Here is an 18,916-nt window from a genome sequence, read left to right on the forward strand (position 1 = left end):
TATATTAATATTTTGTTTCTTAATCTGTTAAAATATATTTCGGTATGTTACAAAGTAATAGATACTTAACTAACAACCTTCTGCAAAAACTCTTTTCTTAATTTATTCAGGCTACTTGAAATACTGGTATCAAATTGTTTGTCGCCAACCTTCAGTACAAAACCGCCGATCAGATCTTCATCAACTAGTGACTCCAAAACTACTTCATTATTAGTTGCCTCTTTTACTACACGTAATATTTCAGCCTTATTTTCCTCCGTAAGCGGTGCTGCTGAAATAATCTTAGCTTTAATAATTCCTTTAATTCGGTTATAACCGTTTACAAACTCTTTTGCGGTTTCAAAAAGAATTTCAGATCGACCTTTACTTATCACTATTTTAAAGAACGTCAGCACGATCTCATGAACAGATGTACCAAACACAGCCTTAATAATCGCGAATTTTTTATCCGGATTAATAATGGGATTTTTTAATACAGCTTTTAATTCGGGCGTTGAACGCAGAATGGCTAGAAAAGAATCGATATCAGACTTAATCATCTCCAAAGAATTTTGTTCTTCGGCTAGGTCAAGTAATGATTTTGCGTACCTTGATGCTACTTGAATTTCAGACATCTTATTTTTTGTGAGTGTGTGAAGTTAATTAGTTTAATTTCACGTCTTTTAATAGGTCAGATACTAACGCCTGCTGTTTCTGTTGATCTTCAAACTGTTTGCGCAGGATTTTCTCTGCTATTTGGATTGAAAGTTCAGCAACCTGATTTTTAACTTCGTTAAGAGCAGTCACCTTTTGAGCATCAATCTCGTGTTTAGCTTTTTCAATCATCTTTGTTCCTTCAACCTGTGCACTTGTACGGGCTTCTGCAACAATTTTATCTTTAAGTTCTTTAGCTTCTTTTAAAATCAGATCACGTTCTACACGCGCTTGTTTCAATAAACTTTCGTTTTCATTGGTAAGACGCGCCATCTCGTTCTTTGCATTTTCAGCAGAAGCAAGTGCACTTTCAATAAAACGCTCACGTTCAGAAATAGCACCTAAAATAGGTGTCCATGCTAATTTCTTAAGCATGACCAGTAAAAGCAAAAAAGCAACAGCTGACCAAACTACAAACCCGAGGTGGTGATTAAGTATACCCTCAAATAATTCTCCCATTTTCTATCAAATAATTTTTTATTGCAAAATTAAAGGACCGGAATTAACCAATCGTTAATCTCCGACCCTTAGACCGAAGTCCTTTTAATTATTGAGGATTGTTACCCAATAATGCTACTACAACACCAAACAAAGCAACACCTTCTACAAGGGCTGCAGCGATGATCATAGCAGTTTGAATTTTTGAAGCAGCCTCTGGCTGACGTGCAATACCTTCCATTGCTTTACCACCAATTTGACCGATACCGATACCAGCACCGATTACTGCTAAACCTGCACCTAGTGCAGCGATTGAACCTACCATAATTGTATTGATTAATATTAAATAAAAATGTTTCTAACTAATGATGCTCCTGTACCGCTGTTCCGATAAACAAGGCAGTAAGCATTGTAAAAATAAATGCCTGTAAAAATCCTACTAAAAGTTCAAGTACATCCATAAACAATACAAATGCTACCGATACTGGTGCTATTGCAATTGATTTAAAAATAAATATCAGGGATATCAGACTCAAAACAATAATGTGACCTGCAGATATATTCGCGTATAAACGAATCATTAACGCAAAAGGCTTAGACACTACACCAATGATCTCAACAGGGATCATAATAGGGTATAACCACCATGGCACATCTGGTAACAATATATGTTTCCAGTAGTACTTGTTTCCACTTGTGTTCACAACTATCAATACAATGAATGACAGAAGAAAGGTCATAAAGATATTACCGGTAACGTTAGCTCCTCCTGGAAAAATTGGCAGCAAGCCTAATAAATTATTGATCCAGATAAAGAAAAACAAGGTCAGCAACAAAGGCATGAATTTAGCATACTTATAACCAATATTAGGAATAGCGATATCATCCCTTACAAACATAATAATAGGCTCAATAAGGGACTGAAAACCCTTTGGAGCTTTACCTACGCGCTTTTTATAAGCTGAGGATACGGATGTAAATATCAATAGTAAAATAATGATAGAGATCCAGGTTGACGCAACATTTTTGGTAATGGAAAAGTCATATACATGAGAAGATGCTTCTTTGTCGACAACTCCTGTCGTATCTACAGCAAAAACCTGATCTTCAATGAGCTTATAAGTGTAATGATTACCCTGATAAGCATCTTCGCCGTGATTAAATTTAGAAGAAGAGAATAGATCAACGCCTTTATCTGAAATAAGTATAACAGGAAGTGGAATAGAAGTATTTCCCCATAAATGCCAATAATGAGAATCGGCAATATGTTCCATTATGACGGCGGTTGGATCGAACTTACCTTCTTCGGTTTTGTGCTCTACGTTTTCTACACCCGGAATCTGGGCATCGGTATTAACAGAGGAACTAGTCGTATCACTTGGGTGATTTTGAGCTGATAAAGAGGTACTAAAACTAAATAGAGTGAAAAAAAAAGCGTAAACTATACTAAGTCTAACTTTTCCTGTACTCAAAATACGCGTAGAGATCATCTAATTGGAGATTTTACTTTTTATTTTGGTGCGCGCAAGTTAACTAACAATGATTTAACTTCAAAGGCCGTAAATAAAAAATATATAGAAAAAAATTCAAGTGCAAAAAAAGTACTGTTAACCTTATATATTCTCAGGTAAAAAACAACGAAAAACAAACTAACAATTAACTTTATAAAAATAGCAGCCAATAAAATATAAACGGATAGTTCTCCCCCTGTTTTTATTGCTATACTGGATGTTATGTAAGCAAGTAATGTAAGGCCAGCCAAAAAACCAAAAATAATCCAGAATTTGGGAACAAGAATAGAGTTGGCGGAATCTAATAACAAAGCTGCGACTGCAAGGATGAGCACAAGGATGCCGAATTGGGTAAGGAACTTTTTTAAACTCAACTTTTATTCTTTTTAACTGAACGAATAACTAGATATAATGAGGCAAACACACCTGCCAAGCTAAAAAAAGCTGTAAAAAGAGGTGTGGCTGAAGATTTTGCTTCATCAATTTTATACCCTATAAATGTAAATACACCTATGACAGCTATCATCTGAAACCCCAATCCTGAATAATAAGCATAGCTATTAAGACCCTTCTTCCCGTCTTGCTCGTCCATTTGTTTTGGAGATTTAGGCTTTAACATATTTCACATTTATAATAATTGTCAAAAATACAAAATACTTCTTCGCTAACAATAACAATGGGAATAAGATTTTTTGTTAATTGCCTAAACCTAACCTTTCAAATTAATTGTCGTAAAATTGCTATTTACGAATCAATGTTGGTGTGAAGCGTTTTCTTACATATTATTATTTGTCTTTTTTCCTGGGTCTGCTTCTTATGGCAGGCTGTGGTTCGGCCAGAAAGATGCCTGCCATACAGAATCTTACTGCCCGGTATAATATCATTTATAACGCAGAAAATTTACTAAATGAGTGCCGAGAAAATACAGAAAGAAGTATTATCGATGATTACACTCAATTATTGCCGGTGTATAAAGAACCAATAAATGAAACGGCGGAATTTAACAGTAAGACACTCGATTCGGTAATTCAGAAAGCAAATACTATAATTTTAAAGAAAACAGAAAGTAAATATGTAGGTGATGCTTACTTTTTAATAGCTGAAGCCAATTTCCAAAAAGCAAATTACTTTGATGCTTCGGAATTCTATACCTATATATATACCTCCTACCCGGATGATCCACGTTTGTCTCAACTTTCAAAATCAAGGAAAGCTCGTGCATTGATTCAACTTAATTACCCGTTTCAAGCGGAAGCAATCTTGGATAGTGCTTTAAAAAACCCAAACGCCTATAAAGATGCACTAGCTGATCTGTATGCAATAAAAGCACAGCTCTTAATTTTCCAAAATCGCTTTCCAGATGCGGAAGAAATGATCAATCAGGCTCTTAAAGCTAAGCCGACAAGAAGTCAGAAGATCCGATGGACTTATCTTCTCGCTCAGCTTCAAGAAAAAAACAAAACGCCGGAAAACGCTTATTCTAATTATACGCTCGTTGTAAAAAGCAATGCGCCTTTTGAAATGGCTTTTAATGCAGATCTTAATCGTATTCGAATTGATAATGAGCATACTGGAAACAAACAAGACAAAATTATTATCCTCAAATCATTGCTTAAAAGAGATAATAATATAGATTTTCAGGATCAGATTTATTACAAAATAGGAAGCATCTATCAGGAAAGGAACCAACTTGATGAAGCGGTTAAAAGCTACAATAAGTCGATAAAACTCAATACCGGTAATAAAAACCAAAAAGGACTCTCTTATTTGAAGTTAGCTGAAATAACTTTCCAGAACGGACAGTATACGTTGTCAAAGGCTTACTATGACACCACTTTGTCTACTTTGCCTGCTACATATCCGGATTATTCGCTAATAAAACGCAAAGCAGCCAGTCTCACTTTTCTTGCAAATCGGTTCAATAATATGTATATTGAAAAGCAATTACAGGTATTTGCAAGGCTTTCCGAACAAGACCTTAAAGAAAAAATTGATAGCTTAATAAGAAAGCAATCGGATCTTACACTGCATGTTGAACCTTTTCACTCTTCACAAAATAATTTATTAGCTTATTCAGATCAAGCTGTGGAAAGTTCCAGAGATAACACATTTTACTTCTACAATACGGCAGCTTTAAGCAAGGGGAGCGGTAACTTCAAGCAGCGGTGGGGTAATAGAAAAAGTAGTGATAACTGGAGAAACAGTACTAATTTAGGTATCGAAATCACAGAAGCTGTCTCTAGTGCGCTTACTTCCTCTATCTCAGATACAATAAGCACCAGCCCTGCATACACATCCTTATTCAACGAATATATGAAAGAGATACCGCTGGATAATCAAAAAATGCAGCTTTCAAATGAACGAATTGCAGCTGCAATGTATGAAATTGGTGATTTTTATCGTACCGAACTCCAGGATAATGAAGAAGCACAGAAAACATTTGAAAATTTATCAGTTCTTTACCCGGCAAGCAGTTACGCCAGCTCTACAATGTATAGCTTATATCTTTTAAATCTGGATAAAAACCCTGTTAAGGCTAATAATTATAGAAAACTGATTATAAGCAGATACCCGGAATCAAACTTTTCAAAAAGCTTACAAAATCCATTATTTAATATGCAGTCGGCTGAAAAGGAAAAAACGCTTAATTTGGATTATATAGCTATTTTTGAAATGTATACTCAAAAAAAATACAGGGAGGTTATTCAACTTACAAATGAATTTAAAAATCGGCATAATCGTACATTTCTTTCAGCGCAATTGGCTTATCTGAACGCCCTTGCTACAGGCCATTTACAAAAGCTTCCTGCATTTGAGGAGTCACTTCAATCCATTATTTCAACCTATCCGGAAGATTCTCTGGTTACTCCTCTGTCGAAACAGCAACTTCTATATGTGAATCTAAACAGGCAGGAGCTTATGAATAGAAATACGGCTTTATTGGAAAATGATTCAAAGAGTGGGATCTATGAACCGGAAATTCTAACCGAATCAAATGAATCTGAAAGGCATTTATTACCTCCTTCGAACCAACTAAAGTTGGAAAATAATATTCCAGCAATTGAGAATAAGGGGATTCAGGATGAAACTAAATCAACTGAAGATCCTGTTGTTCCTACAAATCAAGTCTTGGCTGAGGCTCAATTTAGTTTACCAGATACAGCTGAATATTATTTTGTTATTAATATCTTAAATTCAAGAACTAATCTTAGTCCTTCCAGATTCGGAATTGGGCAATTTAATAGAACCCGATATCTATCTTTATCAATAAAACATCAATTAAAAGTGGTGAATAAGGAAAATCAACTGATATTTGTAGGTCCATTTACATCAAGAACTAGTGTTAATTCTTATGAAAATAATATTGTTCCGCTATTAAAAGACATAATGAAAATCCCTTCTGATAAATATAATACCTTTATTATCACCAAAGAAGGGCTTGAAAAACTAAATACAAGTACGATTATACAATCGTATATTGAATACTTTAATAAAAGTAAGTAGAAATATGCCACAAAATAAAACTTTACTCTCCAAGCAGGAAATTACCAAGTACACCATAACCTTTTGGAAAATCATTATTGGCTGTATCGCATTTGGCATCATTTTAATTTTCAGTATTGGATTAGGCCTATTTGGGAAATTACCATCATTCAGAGACCTTGAAAATCCTAAAAGCAACTTATCATCCGACGTAATTTCTGATGATGGAGTAGTTTTAGGATCCTACTATGTGCAAAACAGAACCAATGTTCGCTACGATCAGATATCACCCAACGTAATAAATGCCCTTATAGCAACTGAAGATATTCGGTTCTATAGTCATTCAGGAATTGACTTCAAACGTACTTTCACGATTATCTTTTATAATCTGATGGGAAACAAACAAGGAGCCAGCACAATAACACAACAATTAGCAAAGAATCTTTTTCCGAGAGAAGGTGTAAACGGTTTTTTTAGTACCGTTATTGTTAAATTTAAAGAATGGATAATCGCCTTAAAGCTCGAACGTAATTATACCAAGGAAGAAATTATTACCATGTATCTGAATACGGTAGATTTTGGTTCTTATAATAGTTTTGGCATTAAATCGGCCTCTCAGACCTACTTTAATACATCACCGTATAAATTAGCCCCTGAACAGGCTGCGATATTAATAGGAATGCTTAAAGGGCCTTCATGGTACAATCCCGTGCGCAATCCGGATCGTGCTCTAGCAAGACGAAATACAGTACTGGACAATATGGGAAAGGCTGGCTATCTATCTGATCCGGAAACAGAAGAACTAAAGCAAAAACCCTTGGTTCTATCCTTCAAAGCAACGCATCACTTTGATGGATATGCTGCCTATTTCAGAGCAGTGCTTAAAAAAGATATACAGAAAATATTTGACAGTCAGAATATCACTAAAGCAGATGGTACTCCCTATGATCTGGATCGGGACGGATTAAAAATATATACCACTATAAATTCGCACATGCAGCAATATGCCGAACAAGCACAGCGTGAATATATGAAAAAGCTACAAGTATCATTTAACAGAGTCTGGGCAAATAGAAACCCATTTAAAGGAGAAGCAGCAAAGATTCTTGAATTGGGTATGACCAAGTCAGAACGGTATCGCCAGTTGAAAGAAGATGGAATGTCTGATAGCGAAATCCGAAAAAACTTTAATACACCAGTAAAAATGATCTTATTCAGCTGGAACGGTGATGTCGAAAAAGTGATGACCCCAATGGACTCTATCAAATATAATAAGTTAATGTTGCGGAATTCCTTAATGTCTATGGAGCCACAAACAGGCTTCGTACGTGCCTGGGTTGGTGGAATTAACTTTGAGCACTATAAATATGACCAGGTTAAAATGGGTACGCGCCAGGTAGGATCAACAGCTAAGCCCTTTACCTATGCTGTAGCCATTGAAAATCAAGGTTACTCTCCTTGTTTTATGGCTCCTAACTCACCTATAAATGTGGATGGTTGGGAACCTCGTGCCTATAAACCTATTCCAGGACCAATTTCATTAAAAACGGCCCTCGCATTTTCTCAAAACTATGCAACAGCCTATTTGATGGGTCAGGTAGGCGCAACGGCAGTATCAACTCTAATTAAAAAGATGGGAGTGACAAGTGACGTCCCGGCTTATCCATCCATTGCCTTAGGAAGCTTTGATGCATCCGTCTTCGATATGGTAGGCGCTTATTCTGTATTTGCCAATCAGGGCATTTGGACTGAGCCTACATACCTGAACAGAATTGAAGATAAAAATGGAAATGTGCTATATGAACGTAAGGCAAAAGTTGTGGTTGCACTGAATCCTCAAACTGCCTACGCGATGACAGATATGCTAAAAGGGGTAGTTCAACGTGGTACAGGACGTCGGTTATTGTATACTTATAAATTAACCAATCCAATAGGTGGAAAAACTGGAACCACTCAAAATAACTCTGATGGTTGGTTTATTGGCATTACACCTCAACTGGTTACAGGGGTCTGGACAGGTGCTGATGATCGAGGGATACATTTTATCAACACGGATCAAGGAGGTGGTGCTAACTCCGCGTTACCAATATTTGGGCTTTACATGCAAAAAGTATACAAAGACCCAACTCTTAAGTACTCCAAAGGCGACTTCGAACCACCGAAAGGCGGTAGTACCATCACCTTAAACTGTGATGCTTATGCTCCTAAAATCACCAAAGACTCAACATTAGTTCCAACTGAAGAACCAACCCCATAACAAATCCTTGCCATAGAAAAGATGAAGTTTGATTATCGTGAGGCGTTAAAAAAGATTCCAGTTAATCCTGGTGTATATCAGTATTGGGATGAAGCTGGTGAATTGATTTATATTGGTAAAGCCAAAAACCTTCGAAACAGGGTAGGTTCTTACTTTAATAAGGACAGTTATCGCATTAATTCCAAAACAAGGGTGCTGGTAAGCAAAATTGCAAACATCACATTTACAATAGTTGATTCTGAAATAGATGCCTGGTTGCTGGAAAATAGTCTGATTAAAAAACATCAGCCCCGATATAATGTACTATTAAAGGACGATAAAACCTATCCATGGATTGTTATTAAAAATGAACCTTTCCCAAGAATCTATTGGACAAGGAACATTATAAAAGATGGATCAAAATATTTTGGTCCGTATGCCTCAATCAGCATGATGCATACTATTCTTGACCTCATCAAGGAGATATATCCATTGAGGACCTGTAATCTACCTCTCAGCCAATCCAACATCGCATCCGGGAAGTTTAAAGTATGCCTTGAATATCAGATTGGAAACTGCAAAGGGCCCTGTCAGGCATACCAGTCAGAAGAAGATTACAATCATAATATAAGCAACATTTATGATATTTTGAATGGCAAAACAGGACAGGTAGTTAGAAGTGTTAAATCGCAACTGGAGAATGCATCATCAGAACTGAACTTTGAACTTGCTCACAAATTAAAAATGCAGTATGATTTGCTTGAGAAATATCAGAGCAAATCGACTATAGTAAATTCTTCTATTTCCGATGTAGATGTTTTTAGCATCGCTTCAGACGAAAAACTTGCGTTTGTTAACTTTTTGAAAGTAATGAATGGATCTGTGATTCAAACACAGACACTAGAGCTAAAGAAACGATTAGAAGAGACAGATGAGGAACTTCTAAGTATCGCGATTACAGAGTTTAGAAGTCGCTTTAACAGCAGTTCAAAAGAAATAATTGTGCCGTTTGAACTCGAATTGGAAGACCCTTTGCTTAAGTTTACCGTGCCTAAACTGGGAGAAAAGAAAAAGTTGCTGGAGCTTTCTCAAAAGAACGTAATTTTCTTTAGACGGGATAAGATGGAACAGTACGAAAAACTCAATCCTGAAGTTCGAACAGATCGACTACTCACGCAAATGATGAAGGATTTAAGGTTGAATCAGTTGCCCCGACACATAGAGTGCTTTGATAACTCAAATTTCCAGGGCAAGTACCCCGTTTCAGCTATTGTAGTATTTAAAGACGCAAGACCTTCCAAAAAAGATTATCGCCACTTTAACGTTAAAACTGTAGAAGGCCCAAATGATTTTGCCACGATGGAAGAAGCGGTATACCGACGCTACAAAAGAATGTTAGAAGAAGAAACTCCCTTGCCTCAACTAGTAGTTATAGACGGTGGAAAAGGTCAGCTGTCAGCTGCTATTAAAAGTCTAAAATTATTAGGTATTGATAAACAATTGACTGTTATTGGAATCGCTAAAAGGTTGGAAGAGCTATTTTTCCCTGGCGACCAATATCCATTATACCTGGATAAAAAATCAGAATCACTTAAGATTATACAACAACTTAGAGATGAGGCTCATCGCTTTGGAATAACCTTTCATAGGTTAAAAAGAAATAAAGGTACACTTGTAACGGAGCTTTATGATATCCCAGGAATAGGAAAAACAACGGCAGAAAAGCTTTTAATACGCTTTAAATCAGTTGTGAAAATCCGGGAAGCAACGAAATCAGAACTTCTAACCGTTCTTAATTTAAAACAAACAGAATCGCTGCTTTCTTATTTTGATTATGGCAGCGTTGATTTATCAACAAAAGAACCTGGTAATTAGTAAGACCACAAATCATGCTCATAATCCATTAGCGCTTTTTTGACTCGCTCTGACTCATAAAGGCGATCAATACCCATGGTGTAATCTTTAAACCTTAGATCATCCGGATTAGATTCTTTAACGATATAACTTGAAAACAATCGCTTCATAAAGATATCATCATAACTCAATCCTGTAGCGTCATTATTTTTTGTTGAAACAGCTTTAGTTGCAAAAATATGTCTTGCTTCTGGAAAATAAATCCAAAATGCGGGTTGTTCGCCTAGGTCCTGACCTGCTGCTTTAATTTTAACCATTGGTGCGATACCAATTATACGGGGCTCAAAAACGGACCTTTGTTTATCAAAGATCCAGTCCTCTTTAATTTGAAATCGAGTTACACTATCCGGATTGAATTCTCCGCTTGCTATATGCGACCCAATTTGCTCTCCATTGTCATTAAAATCTGGAATCACTACACTATCAGCAAATTTAGCCATTACATTACTAGCAGGTAAAAGCGTACCGAAGGCATCACCATTAGGATCCGATTTCGTGCTTACAGCATCATAAGCATTAAGCTCTCCGGCCATTACAGCGTCCATAATCACATCAATTAAACGTGACTTTGGCGAGGCATACACATGATTCATTCTTTCCCTGGTGTCTATTTCGCGCCATACACGCTTAGAAAACATAACATCTGCATCCCTCAAATTTGCATAGGGTGTTACTTTAGCATTCTCTATATTGCTACGCTTATAATAGCCATCTACAGGTCGTTCCGTTTCAGGTTCTTCAGAGATAGGCTTTATTGAATTGTTCTGATTAGGCTTTTGTGCACTTGCCAATGCCACAAACAAACTAAAAAAAACGAACAAGTAGTATCTTTTCATTTTCTGATTAATTAGCAGTTAATGCAATAGAATTTAAAGCTCTTTGAGACCCATCCGGACCCACTGCAACAATATTGTCAAATATAACCCTTGAACCCGGACCTATACCAGCTAAAGCAGAACGCATAGGACCACTTAGGCTATTACCTGAAACACTTAATACCACTGCATCAGCTCTTGGCTTAGCAATAATTAAAGTAAATCTGGTCACATTAAACTTAGCGTCAAAGTCAAAGTTTTCTAATGTAGCAAATACTTTCCCCTGCGATTTTATTGCAACTGAACTCATTACGCCACCTGTTTTACCTGCAAATTTTGCTACCGGATCAGGTATCCGTTTAACACGAAATTCAGTACTTCCAATTGTCTGAACTCTGCCTGGAGCTATTTCCGCCGAAACAGAAACCTTAGCAGTACCTGGAGAACTAACGTTAACTGTATATTTTCCTTGAGAGCCACTTATAGAACCACCATTCATACTCACCCGTAACTTCTCTTTAGGTATTCCTGGAGCAGACACAGAAACCGGATTAGATACTCCTATATAAAAAACATTCATTTTATCAGGAGAGACAACAGCAGAAGGACGAGCAACCTGATATTTTTGTTCAGGGGTACGGTATTCCTTTATTTTGCCATCAGTTTGTTTTACTTTGATAATCCCCGACCATGAAAATATTCCTTCACGTGTAGTTGATACAGAATATAGGCCCTTTCCATCTCGCAATGTAAGGTTTGAGCCTCCTACACTTATTGCAGGAATAGTCCTTGAATCATAAGCTGTCAAAAATACTTCAGCAGTATAAGGTTGTCCTTGAATTAAATAAGATGTTGGAGCCACAACGACTGCCGCAAATTTATCTAGATTTACAACTGCCACATCCATTTTTCCTAAAATCCTTTTTATAACATCGGCTTCTGTATTCTTTGCATCCGTCTGTATTTTAGTTAATATGGTCATTGCTGCAGTAAGCGGTGTACCTTCTCCAAAATTCGCATCCTCCCATTTAGTTCTGCCTTTACCCGGATCATTTGCTTGCAGAGACATAGATAAACCTGCACGTTCCTTAGGATCAACTAAAGCCATAAGCTTTTCCCGGGTTTCGTTAATTTTCTCTTTTAACATTTTACCCTTCCTCTTATTAATCATAATTCCAGGAGCAATATCCATGTTATCACGTTGAACCAAATCTCCAGTTTCAGGATTGTAACCTTGACCCGCTGTTATAAATTCTTTTTTCAGTTGTTCAATGTAAGAATTAAGCTCTTCAGCCACTGATTGTGCTTTTTTAGCTTTCTCATATATTGGTCGGGCTCTTTCTGGTTCTTTTTGAAGCTTTGTAGCTTCAAATGCCGCAAAGAGTTGCTCTACACTTGTATTGACATTTGAACGAGATGTTTCCAAACTGTCATTAATATTTTTAAATGCATTAAGAATACTATCCGACACATTCAACGCGAGCATAGCTAGCAATACCAAATACATGATATTGATCATCTTCTGTCTCGTCGTTTCTTTTCCTCCTGCCATTATTTAATATTGAAATAATTAATAAATCTGAACTGATTAAACTCTTGGCTGGTTCATTGCTGAAAGCATATTACCATAAATAGCATTTAGAGATGCTAGATTTTTAGCCAGATGGCCAACTTCATCTTTAAATTTCTTTGAGTCCTCCAATGATTCATTAAAGTTCTGCATAGTAACAGAAACATTCTGGTAGAATTTATTCATCGACTTCAAATGAGCACTTGAATCTTGCAATTCAAGCTCATATACCGTGTTTAGAGCTGATAAATTTTTTGCCAAATTATTAACCTGATCATGATAAGATTTTGTATCAGAATTAGAATCCCCCATCTCTCTCAAATTTTCGGTTGCTCTTGCAAATGTTTCATTCAACCTGTCAAATCCAATAGATGCTCCTTTTACCTTATCAGTGAATTCTTTAGCAGTCAACGAAGCATCCGCTACATTTGATATGGATGCTACTTTGTCGCCAAAAGTTTTTAACCCAGTGCCTAAGCTTTCAATAAGTTCAGGACTAATTTTCGCGTTTGCTAACATTTCATCTAAAGCAACAGCAGCCGATGGAGCTTGAGCAGCAGACCTTCCCGATTTAACGGGCAATTCTCCTAAAGAATCATCCGCCAGTTCAGGATATACTTTAGACCATTCAAGATCTTTTGCTGGTGGAACAAACCCTGTGATGAAAAACAAAAATGCCTCAACTCCCAGTCCTATTCCAATCATATAATTACCCCAAATTCCTCCAAGATGCAATATTTTAAACAATGCGCCTAAAATCACCACACTTGCTCCCCATGAAATTGCTTTATGTAGAAAAGCCTCTGCACCTGCACTTTTTTTATCAGCCATTTTATTGTTTTGAATTATTTTGAATTTCTAAATAGAACTTTTGTCTCTAATATCCCTTCCTGGGAAACGAGTTACACATCGAAACCCTATAAATGATTTTGATGTGTCCTGATACTCATAAGTTCGCGTTGAATTTTGCAGGAAATAACCTATATCTTTCCATGAACCTCCTCTTACTACCTTTCGCTTCATTACCTCCGGATCATTGGCTTTTGCTTCGTAACTAAAAACCGGATTCAAATCATGAACAAATGTAGAAGCCGACTCATCATAAGCAGACGATGTCCATTCTGCTACATTACCTGCCATATTATAAAGACCGTAATCATTAGGGAAATAAGATTTTACATTTACAGTAGTTGCCCCACCATCATCATTATAGTTTCCTCGCCCTGGCTTAAAGTTAGCCATCAAACACCCCTTTGCATTACGTATGTAGGGTCCGCCCCATGGATAATCAGTTCCAATCCGTCCACCACGAGCGGCATACTCAAATTCTGCTTCTGAAGGTAAACCATAAGGAAGACGAGGACCTCTTTTCCCATTTTCTGAGTTTCCATATAATCGAGTCCTCCAAACCGTAAAAGCCCTGGCCTGTCTCCAGGTCACTCCTACTACTGGATAATTAGCATATGAAGGATGTGTAAAATAGCCCTCTGTTAAGGGATCATTTTGCGCATAAGCAAAGTCAGCTAACCAACTAAGAGTATCTGGATAAATAGCGACAGTGTCTCTAAAAATAAAATCTGATCTCTTCTTTGTTCGATCACCACGATTATTTGCGGCATCTTGCAAATTCATCATGGCAAAATTATATTTCAACAAACGCACGTCAATCTCATTCTGATCGAATATTCTATCTTCTCCCTGGTAATACATTCCCTGAAGTTTGTTTACGTTTGCTGTATTCTTTTTGTTACCCCAAATTGAAGATCCATCTCCAACTTTTCGCCAATCTATATTTTTTCGGGCCGAAGCATTCTCTGCTGGTTTGTTCGCCTGAATAAAAAATTGAGGGTCCTGTAAATAATCAGTTATAGCAATAGAATCTCTAACCCAGTTTACAAATTGATGGTATTCACTGTTTGTAATTTCAGTTTCATCCATGTAAAATGCCTGAACAGTGACTTGCTTATTTTGAGCAACTTGAGAAAATGTTATATCCTGATCTGTTTGACCCATAATAAAAGTACCAGCTGGCACATAAACCATTCCATATGGGATTTGATTTGTACTCACTTTCTTGCTCTTTACTCCTATTAATTCTCCTCCTGCTCCACCTTTACCGCAACTTGCGAAAATAACTGTGATGAGGAAAAAAGCAACAATGGAAACTTTTTTCATTTGTAAATGATACACTTTAAATATTAGACTAAGATATTAAAACCTTTACTAATTGAGGCCAACTGTGTAACAATTTTCTCATAAATTCTCAATTAATACTTAAAGGAGATTACTTTAAGCATAAAAACCTCTATTTATTGACTATTTTCAGGTATTGTTCAATGGCCATAGTCATACTAGGGGCTGCAGGTGTAGGGGCTGGTATATCCAGAATCAAATCCCTTTCATGAATTGCTTTCTGTGTACTCACGCCGAAGGCTGCAATACGCGTATCATTTTGTACGAAAGTTGGGAAATTTTTGTACAACGACTGAATACTTGATGGGCTAAAAAAGGCAATGACATCATAAAATACATCAGCTAAATCAGAAAGATCGCTGCAAACAGTGCGAAATAATACGGCAGGGGTTATGTCGTACCCATTATCCTGCATAAATTTCAACATCTCTTCAGCCGCCATATCAGAACAAGGGTACAAAAATTTCTCTGACGCATTCTTTTTTAAAACCTCTGCAAGATCTGCTGCAGTTTGCTTACCAAAAAAGATTTTACGCTTTCTGTACTGTATATACTTTTGTAAATACAACGCGATGTTCTCTGAAAGACAAAAATATTTCGTTTCGGAGGGTACGTCATATCTCATCTCTTCACAAATTCTGAAAAAATGATCCGCTGCATTTCTACTGGTAAAAACGACAGAGCTGAAGTCAGCTAAATTGATCTTTTCTTTTCGAAAATCCTTTGCTGAAACTGCATCCACGTGTATAAATGAACGAAAATCCACTTTTACGTTATACTTTTTCGCAAGTTCATAATAAGGCGATTTTTCTGTTTCCGGTTTTGGTAAAGTCACCAAAATATTCTTAACTTTCTTTCTTCTTGAGTCTGATAACTGCATCTTTATTTTAGAACCTGAGAGCTTTAATTAACACTAATATTGGGCAGATTTCGAGGGCACAAAGATACAGAATTAAATATAATTTAGGGAACTTGTAACTTGTTAAAATATTTGAAATAGCCCGGGTGAACTGAAAAAAAGCAATAAATAGAATTAAAGCTAACGACAAATAGATATAATACGGCGCAAAACGTGTAGGAGTTAAACTAAATGCAACAACAATTGGCAGAAACAATAATGCCGCACTAAAATAGCTTAAGAAAAGTATTGAAATATATTCCTTAACTAACTTTACCGAGTCAAACAGAAACCCAAGCAGTCGTAGTAATATGATTTTTAATGTAAACAACCCAATTACAATCATGGAAAGTCTTAAGAACCATTGGAAACCACTGTATGAATAGGAGAGTTGAAAATATTTCCCACATTGATATAAAAACATACCAATAGTAAAACCAAACAGTAAATAGAGAAACACAAAAGGCCATGAATTGAAAAATTTCTCCTCCTTATTTATCTGACCTAAAACCCGATTACTAAAAAAAGCATTTATGATGGCTGATAGTTCATTAAAAAACATGTTTCTCAAAATAGCGAACAGAATAAGAGCCACAAATACAAATGCGATAACCCATAGTTCACCTTTTTTTCTTTGAGCTCCTTTATTATATTGCTGCTCATTTTTAATAAACTTTTTTGCCCAGCCAACAAAATCTAGATTTTTTACAGTATGAACAGCGATAAGGCTATCCTTGAAAAGATTTACTCTATTAGGGTCCGGTGCCCGGAAAGAATTTATGTTTAATGAATTGACTGAATCAGATAATCCAGATGAATCTTGTAAAGAATACCTTTCCAGATCCGCAGAATCTACCTGAGCTTGCAGTGTAATACTATTTACAAAGAATAGAACTGAGAGAAGAATCAGGTATCTAATCGAGATCATAACTTATATATTCGCAAATGTAGCTATTTTGCAATCATTTTTCGAGCAGTTACACGTACAGCATCTGCCTCCATAGTTTCAAATACCAAAATATCCTGATTAAATCTTTTAATCAAAAACCGAATACTTCTTATTCTCCCGTCTGCCATACTTTCCTGATAACTTATCGTAGGATACTCGAGTTTAAAAGTGCCATGAGAAAGCTGTTTACCGCCCCAAATCATCACCATATCCCCTTTTGAAGTAAAGGATATAGAAGGATCATTTGCAGAAAGCTCTTCCTCTGAAGTCGTATTCGAAGGATTTTGATTAGGATTTTCAACTTTAATATACTTCCATTCTCCGTAAAGGTCTTGCACTTGGGGTGATGAAGAACAGCCAAACGATATCAACAAGGTACAAAACACAAGTACTCGAAAAGTTTTTTCTAACATATCATACTAAATTAAACCGATAATGTGATCAAAATCTGCTATTCTTCTTCTTTAAAATAAACCTTATAATAATTCATAGACTTTCCATCATCAAAACCCTTTTCAATAAATTCCCTGTTTCCATGAATATATATATGAAAATTCTTATCTAACTTTAAAACACTCTTATAGTTTTTGGTCTGGCTTTTAACAGCCGCTGCTGAAATATCAAAAGAATCACTAATCTCTGTATTAAATTCTTGTTCGTAATTGCTTTTGAACGTCTTAAATGAAGCAATTGCAGTCGTATTACCTATCACCTCCTTAGAAAATTCATCAATATCAAAACTGTCCTTGTCTTTGAAATACTTCATTGATTTATTTAAAAGGTCAATTTTGTCAGCCTTTGTCACTTCAAACTCTGCTTCTACCGCTGATGTGATAAAACTTTTATAAACACCCAACGTGTTGAAAGTTTGATTATAACTATCATTACGAATCCCTAATTTCAAAAAATCATCCTTCCAATATACCGCTTCTGAACTTCGGTTCGTATGATCTGCCACCATCACCTTGTAGCCCAGTTCCTTTTCTGTCTTAAAAATCAGAGCTCCCTTGTCCAGCTTATTGATATCAATTCCACTTTCTTCATATTCCATCTCAAACCCACTTTGAACAGGCAATACTTTTAGATAAGTATCCTTTGTCTCTGATTTAAATATCCCGATGGCATCCAAAAGCTCGCCTTCAATTTGAACATTTTTAAACAATACAACATAAAGTTCGCCTGATTTTATCTTAGGATGGCTGGAGACGTCATACAGATACTTCGCCATTAATTCACTATTTTCATGAAAGCATCCTGCATCATCAAAAATAGAAGTACAAAAATGAAATATCTCATTTAAATCCAGATTATCGCTTGAATGGATCAACCGATAAACTTCGTTTATTTTTTCAAAAGGTTTTAGAAAATACTGGAGAAGGAGTTTACTTAAAAACTCATCCTCTATTTTTAGAGGTTCTTCAGATAGAACATAAAATTCATCCTGCATCTTGTTTCCAATACGATGAATGGATAATTGCTCAAGTGAAGCTTCAAAAAAAGTGACCATAATAATTGTAAAAGGACGAAACTTAATGAAATATTTCTTCATTAGTATACTTTTGATCAAAATATACTGGATATTTTTATTAAAACATAAGATTAATGGCCAGGATCATCCTTAAATTTTCTCCCAGCAAAGCCATATATTTAAATCAATCTTTTCTCATAAAAAATGGCAACTCTCCATTAGAAAATTGCCAACAATTACCTTTCTATTACTGTTAAATACTAGTTAAATCTGTTTGCCCAAAGGCGATTATGATTCACGATATAGTCTCAACTTCAATAGACTATTTTTAATCAAAGAAAGCAGGTACATCTTCGTCTTCTGTCATTAAGCTATCTATACGGGTGCCACAATTCTGACATTCAAAGAAATCTTCTTGAATTCTTAACTCATCATTTAATATTTGTACGTAATTTAATGGAGAGTTACAGCAGTGGCAGGTAAATATAGATGTGCTCACTCTTGATATTTTTTCGTTAGCCATGACTTCTGGTTTGATGCATCAAAGGTACTTTTCATTCCACATACGTAAACTGATCAAGATCATTTATCTACCTGATATTTGGCATAAAGAACATTTTAGCCATCTCAAATAATGAAATTTTTACCAACCAATGCATTATGTTAATGAATTTTTAAATATAGAGGCCATCTCATCCAAATGTCATTATCTACGCAAAAGCTATTTCTTTTAATCTGAATCCTATAT

18 protein-coding genes are annotated in these 18,916 nt (G+C 36.0%); 3 read left to right on the forward strand and 15 right to left on the reverse strand.

From position 1 onward, the window contains the following. Positions 1-65: 65 nt before the first annotated feature. The 6 genes from atpH to BFL47_RS06085 form a co-directional block, all read right to left on the reverse strand. Positions 66-614 (reverse strand): ATP synthase F1 subunit delta, encoded by a 549-nt coding sequence (atpH, locus tag BFL47_RS06060; protein WP_069658913.1) that lies wholly within the window; start codon positions 612-614, stop codon positions 66-68. 28 nt (positions 615-642) lie between these two features. Next, positions 643-1,152, reverse strand: coding sequence for a F0F1 ATP synthase subunit B (atpF, locus tag BFL47_RS06065; protein WP_170827282.1), 510 nt, complete (start codon positions 1,150-1,152; stop codon positions 643-645). Between the two features lie 88 nt (positions 1,153-1,240). Then, positions 1,241-1,456: an ATP synthase F0 subunit C gene (gene atpE / locus BFL47_RS06070; RefSeq protein WP_016197443.1), complete on the reverse strand. Its 216-nt coding sequence runs from the start codon at positions 1,454-1,456 to the stop codon at positions 1,241-1,243. Between the two features lie 37 nt (positions 1,457-1,493). Then, positions 1,494-2,621: a F0F1 ATP synthase subunit A gene (atpB, locus tag BFL47_RS06075; protein WP_069658914.1), complete on the reverse strand. Its 1,128-nt coding sequence runs from the start codon at positions 2,619-2,621 to the stop codon at positions 1,494-1,496. A 20-nt stretch (positions 2,622-2,641) separates the two neighbouring features. Then, entirely contained in the window at positions 2,642-3,016 is a 375-nt protein-coding gene (locus BFL47_RS06080; RefSeq protein WP_069658915.1) for a hypothetical protein, read from the reverse strand. Next, the gene (locus BFL47_RS06085; RefSeq protein WP_069658916.1) at positions 3,013-3,261 is read right to left on the reverse strand and encodes an AtpZ/AtpI family protein; all 249 of its coding nucleotides are present in this window, start codon (positions 3,259-3,261) and stop codon (positions 3,013-3,015) included. Before BFL47_RS06085 ends, BFL47_RS06080 begins: the two co-directional genes overlap by 4 nt. Before the next feature lie 170 nt (positions 3,262-3,431). On the opposite strand from BFL47_RS06085, the gene porW reads away from it, so the two are divergent. Genes porW through uvrC form a run of 3 tightly spaced genes read left to right on the forward strand, consistent with a single transcriptional unit; the run spans position 3,432 to position 10,236 of the window. Then, the gene (gene porW, locus BFL47_RS06090; RefSeq protein ID WP_139125774.1) at positions 3,432-6,146 is read left to right on the forward strand and encodes a type IX secretion system periplasmic lipoprotein PorW/SprE; all 2,715 of its coding nucleotides are present in this window, start codon (positions 3,432-3,434) and stop codon (positions 6,144-6,146) included. A 4-nt stretch (positions 6,147-6,150) separates the two neighbouring features. Further along, the gene (locus BFL47_RS06095) at positions 6,151-8,382 is read left to right on the forward strand and encodes a penicillin-binding protein 1A (RefSeq protein ID WP_069658918.1); all 2,232 of its coding nucleotides are present in this window, start codon (positions 6,151-6,153) and stop codon (positions 8,380-8,382) included. Positions 8,383-8,403: 21 nt separating this feature from the next. After that, on the forward strand, positions 8,404-10,236 hold the full coding sequence (uvrC, locus tag BFL47_RS06100; RefSeq protein WP_069658919.1) for an excinuclease ABC subunit UvrC: 1,833 nt from the start codon (positions 8,404-8,406) through the stop codon (positions 10,234-10,236). Here uvrC and porN read toward each other — a convergent pair. From porN to BFL47_RS19560, 9 genes are all read right to left on the reverse strand, one after another. Beyond that, on the reverse strand, positions 10,233-11,111 hold the full coding sequence (gene porN, locus BFL47_RS06105; protein WP_069658920.1) for a type IX secretion system ring subunit PorN/GldN: 879 nt from the start codon (positions 11,109-11,111) through the stop codon (positions 10,233-10,235). The two genes, uvrC and porN, sit on opposite strands and share 4 nt — an antisense overlap. 7 nt (positions 11,112-11,118) lie before the next feature. Then, the gene (gene porM, locus BFL47_RS06110; protein ID WP_069658921.1) at positions 11,119-12,642 is read right to left on the reverse strand and encodes a type IX secretion system motor protein PorM/GldM; all 1,524 of its coding nucleotides are present in this window, start codon (positions 12,640-12,642) and stop codon (positions 11,119-11,121) included. 36 nt (positions 12,643-12,678) lie between these two features. Next, positions 12,679-13,491, reverse strand: coding sequence for a type IX secretion system motor protein PorL/GldL (porL, locus tag BFL47_RS06115; protein ID WP_069658922.1), 813 nt, complete (start codon positions 13,489-13,491; stop codon positions 12,679-12,681). A gap of 27 nt (positions 13,492-13,518) precedes the next feature. Further along, entirely contained in the window at positions 13,519-14,835 is a 1,317-nt protein-coding gene (gene porK / locus BFL47_RS06120) for a T9SS ring complex lipoprotein PorK/GldK (RefSeq protein ID WP_069658923.1), read from the reverse strand. A 130-nt stretch (positions 14,836-14,965) separates the two neighbouring features. Next, entirely contained in the window at positions 14,966-15,733 is a 768-nt protein-coding gene (locus BFL47_RS06125) for a uroporphyrinogen-III synthase (RefSeq protein WP_069658924.1), read from the reverse strand. 7 nt (positions 15,734-15,740) lie between these two features. Then, positions 15,741-16,679 carry a DUF4271 domain-containing protein gene (locus BFL47_RS06130; protein WP_069658925.1) on the reverse strand — a complete coding sequence of 313 codons (939 nt, stop codon included), beginning with the start codon at positions 16,677-16,679 and terminating at the stop codon, positions 15,741-15,743. A 23-nt stretch (positions 16,680-16,702) separates the two neighbouring features. After that, complete coding sequence (locus tag BFL47_RS06135; protein WP_170827283.1) at positions 16,703-17,038, reverse strand: hypothetical protein; 336 nt, start codon at positions 17,036-17,038, stop codon at positions 16,703-16,705. Positions 17,039-17,151: 113 nt separating this feature from the next. Continuing rightward, positions 17,152-18,207 (reverse strand): nucleoid-associated protein, encoded by a 1,056-nt coding sequence (locus tag BFL47_RS06140; protein WP_069658963.1) that lies wholly within the window; start codon positions 18,205-18,207, stop codon positions 17,152-17,154. 289 nt (positions 18,208-18,496) lie between these two features. Continuing rightward, the gene (locus BFL47_RS19560; RefSeq protein ID WP_131676596.1) at positions 18,497-18,691 is read right to left on the reverse strand and encodes a hypothetical protein; all 195 of its coding nucleotides are present in this window, start codon (positions 18,689-18,691) and stop codon (positions 18,497-18,499) included. Positions 18,692-18,916 lie beyond the last annotated feature (225 nt).

It is taken from the genome of Arcticibacter eurypsychrophilus (genome assembly GCF_001730525.1).
GTDB classification, from domain to species: domain Bacteria; phylum Bacteroidota; class Bacteroidia; order Sphingobacteriales; family Sphingobacteriaceae; genus Arcticibacter; species Arcticibacter eurypsychrophilus.